At 64.0% G+C, this 3558-nt stretch carries 4 protein-coding genes; all 4 read right to left on the minus strand.

The window, feature by feature from the left end; translation table 11 throughout:
• On the minus strand, positions 1-194 hold a 194-nt coding region (locus EPO09_RS00485; RefSeq protein WP_290639112.1), incomplete at its 3' end, for an adenosylcobinamide-GDP ribazoletransferase.
• 7 nt (positions 195-201) lie between these two features.
• Positions 202-1272, minus strand: a complete 1071-nt coding sequence (gene cobT / locus EPO09_RS00490; protein WP_290639113.1) for a nicotinate-nucleotide--dimethylbenzimidazole phosphoribosyltransferase — start codon at positions 1270-1272, stop codon at positions 202-204.
• Between the two features lie 75 nt (positions 1273-1347).
• Positions 1348-2859 carry a cobyric acid synthase gene (locus EPO09_RS00495; protein WP_290639115.1) on the minus strand — a complete coding sequence of 504 codons (1512 nt, stop codon included), beginning with the start codon at positions 2857-2859 and terminating at the stop codon, positions 1348-1350.
• 35 nt (positions 2860-2894) lie between these two features.
• Positions 2895-3558 (minus strand): aminotransferase class I/II-fold pyridoxal phosphate-dependent enzyme (locus tag EPO09_RS00500; RefSeq protein WP_290639117.1); only part of this gene is annotated, 664 nt, incomplete at its 5' end.

Genomic DNA, 3558 nt, shown 5'->3' on the forward strand with positions numbered 1-3558 from the left:
AAGGCCGCAGCAGCCAGCACCAAGGCGCCCGCCATGCCCACCAGGGCCCCGACCAACGGGAAGTAACGCATGCAGCCTTGCAACCATGCGGGCTCGAACCCCACCCAGGCCGGGACCGGCACCCGCGTCAGGAACTGCAGGGCGATCAGCATGAGGCGGAGTTCGTGCGACAAGGCGACCAGAAGGGCTTTCATGCCAGCATCATGCCTCGCTCGCGGGCCGTTGGCCGGCATCCTGATCCGAACTGCTGACGCCTGCGGCCTCAAAGCTGGCCATCTCGCGCAAGATACGGCAAGCAGACTCCAGCAACGGCCAGGCCAAGGCCGCACCAGAGCCTTCCCCCAGACGCAGATTGAGCTTGAGCAAGGGCTTGGCGTTCAGGTGCTTGAGCATCAAGGCATGGCCTGATTCATCGGACTGGTGCGCGAACACGCACCGTTGCAGCACCAGCGGCTGCAGCCGGGACGCGACCAGCACGGCGCTGCTGGTGATGAAGCCGTCCACCACGATCACGCGGTTCTCTTGCGCAGCCTGCAGCACTGCGCCGACCATCATCGCGATCTCGAAGCCGCCAAATGCAACCAGCGTGGCCATGGGCGAGACGGCGTCCACATGCAAGGCCAGCACTTCGCGCAGCACATCAAGCTTGCGCTGGTAGGCGGCATCGTCCAGGCCCGTGCCTCGCCCCGCGCAGGCCAGCAAAGGCTCGCCCAGCAGGCGCGCCATCAACAAGGTGGCGCTGGAGGTATTGCCGATCCCCATCTCGCCGAGCAACACGGTGTTGCCTGGCAGCGAGCGCACTACATCCCTGCCCTGCTCGATGGCCTGCTCGCATTGCACGGCCGTCATCGCAGATTGGCGGGAGCTGTCTGCGGTACCGGGCGCCACCTTGCGGATCTGCAGACCGGCGCGAGGCGCGAAGTCATGCGCCACGCCTGCATCGACCACGGTCAAGGCCAGGCCGTGCTGGCGAGCCAACACGCTGACCGCAGCGCCACCAGCCAGGAAATTCTCGACCATCTGCCAGGTGACATCACTCGGGTAGGCGGAGACGCCGCGCGCGGCAAGGCCGTGGTCACCGGCAAACACCACCATCTGCGGTTCAAGCAAGCGGGGATCCAGCCGGGACTGGATCAGGCCCAGTTGCAGGCCCAGTGTTTCGATCTGCCCCAAAGCGCCCAGGGGCTTGGTCTTGTGGTCGATCAGGTGTTGCAGTCGGCTGGCCAGTTCGGTTTGGCTCAGGTCGTCGATGGTGCTGTGTGTCGTGCTCATGTGAGAGATGTTCGCTATGCCAAGTTGTATTCAAGCCATCTGTTTGCAACTGTCTGCGTGATGCCCAGGGCTGGCTCAAGGATGAGAAGAGGAGGAAGCAGGCTGAGCCAGCAAGGCCATCAGGGCGCCAGGCTCGAAGTGCTGATCAAGGTAGTCCGCCAGGCCTTCGAACACCTGAGACAACACGGGCACCTGGCCGCCCAGCAATGCGCGCAAGACCGGCTCGGATTCGAACAGCCCGTGCAGGTACAGCCCGATCACAGATCCTTGCTGCCAGCCCAGCACCTGCCCGTTGGCATCGAGCAAAACTGGCTGCGCCTGAGCGGACACAGCCTGCGTCCGACCATGATGGATTTCATAGCCGCTGGTTGAAACGCCGGACAAGCTCGACCAGGCACCTTGCATGTGGGGCACGAATTGCGCTGAGGTATCTCGCAGCAGCTTGTCGGCATCAAAGCGGGTTTGCACGTCCAGCAAGCCCAGGCCGGGTACCTGCGCGGCCTCTGATTCGACGCCGTCTGGATCTGCGAGGTATTGCCCCAGCATCTGCAAGCCACCACAGATGCCCAGCACGGCGCCACCCTTTTGCGCATGCGCCGCGATCGCCCTGTCCAGCCCCTGCGCGCGCAGCCAGGCCAGATCGGAGGTGGTGTACTTGGAGCCGGGCAGGACCACCCAATCGGCGCCTTCGAGGTCTGAAGCCTGCCGCGCCCAGACCAGGCGGACATGCGCTGCCGAGCGCAAAGGCTGGAACTCGTCGAGGTTGCTGATGCGCGGATACGCCAGCACCGCCACGCGCAGGATGCGCTGGCCTTGTGCATCAAAGCGGGCGGACGGACCGGTTGCCGCATCGTCGAACACACCATCCTCTTCAGGCAGGCCGTGGCCTCGCCACATGGGCAAGACCGCCATGGTGGGCACGCCGGTGAGATCCTGCAACTGCTGCGGCCCAGGCGCCAACAGGCTGGCGTCGCCTCGAAAGCGATTGAGCACAAAACCCTTGATCAAGGCCCGTTCATGCGCCGGCAGCAACTGATGCGTACCAAACAGATGGGCGAAGGCACCACCGCGATCGATGTCCGTGACCAGCAAGCAAGCCGCCTGCGCCTCCAGCGCCGTGCGCATGTTGACGTAGTCGCTACTGTGCAGATTGATCTCGGCGGGCGATCCGGCCCCTTCGATCACCACGACATCATGATCCGCCATGAGCGCGCGCAGACCAGCCTGGGCATACGGCCACAAGTGCTCGCTACGCTCACGCCAAGGTACGCTTTGCAAGTCTGAACGCACCTCGCCCATGACCACGACCTGGCTGGCAGTGTCCTTCTCGGGTTTGAGCAAAACGGGGTTCATGCGCACATCGGGCCTCGCGCCGGCAGCCAATGCCTGGAAGTACTGCGCACTGCCGATCTCGCCCATGCGCCCCTGCAGGCCCGGCACCACGCGGGCGTTGTTGCTCATGTTCTGAGCCTTGAAAGGCGCCACCTTGAGCCCCTGGCGGGCATACCAACGGCACAGCGCTGTGGTCAGCCAGCTTTTGCCGGCACCACTGGTCGTGCCCAGTACCATCACTGCACGTGCACTCATGCCGCACTCCTGTTTGACTGCTCTTGTTCGCGCATTCATTGATCCAAAGCCTGGAGCAAGGTCTCTTGCGCGACGGGCTGATGTGCTCGCCAACGCACCCATCCGGGCAAGCCCAGATTGCCCGCATCACGCCATTTGATGCCTTGCGACCGCAAGCAGGCGTTCAGCGCGTTCAAAGCAGGTTCATCCAGATCAGGATGACGGCTGAGCGTGAAGTTGGTGCAACTGGCTTGGTGTACCCACCCTCGCCCGGACAAGGCCGCTTGCTGTTGCGCCATCCATGTACCCAGGGTTGCCCTCGCGTGAGCCAGCCAGTTCTGCACAGCGGCACTGGGCCACTGGCTCAACAGGCTCACACCTTCAGCAGACAAGACCCAACTGGGCGCCAGGCGCCACAGTGCTGGCAGCAGGTCCAGCACATCCTCTTCAGGGGCGAGCACCCAGCCAGCCCGCACGCCAGTGAGGCCCAGGGCCTTGTTGGGCGAATACAGCTGCCAGCAACGCGCGGCCAGCTCCGGCGCAACAGGATCTGTCCCGTGCAAGCGCAGAGGTTCGTAAGCGCGATCGATGGCCACGATACAGTTCGAACCTGCCGACAAGCGCCGAGCCAGTTTCAGCCAAAACGTTTCAGGCAAGCTGCGCCCAGTCGGGTTGCATGGCTCGCACAACCACAGCAAAACCGGTGCGCCATCTGCCGCG

The sequence above is a fragment of the Aquabacterium sp. genome (assembly GCF_004297345.1).
In the GTDB taxonomy this organism is placed as follows: Bacteria; Pseudomonadota; Gammaproteobacteria; order Burkholderiales; family Burkholderiaceae_C; genus Aquabacterium.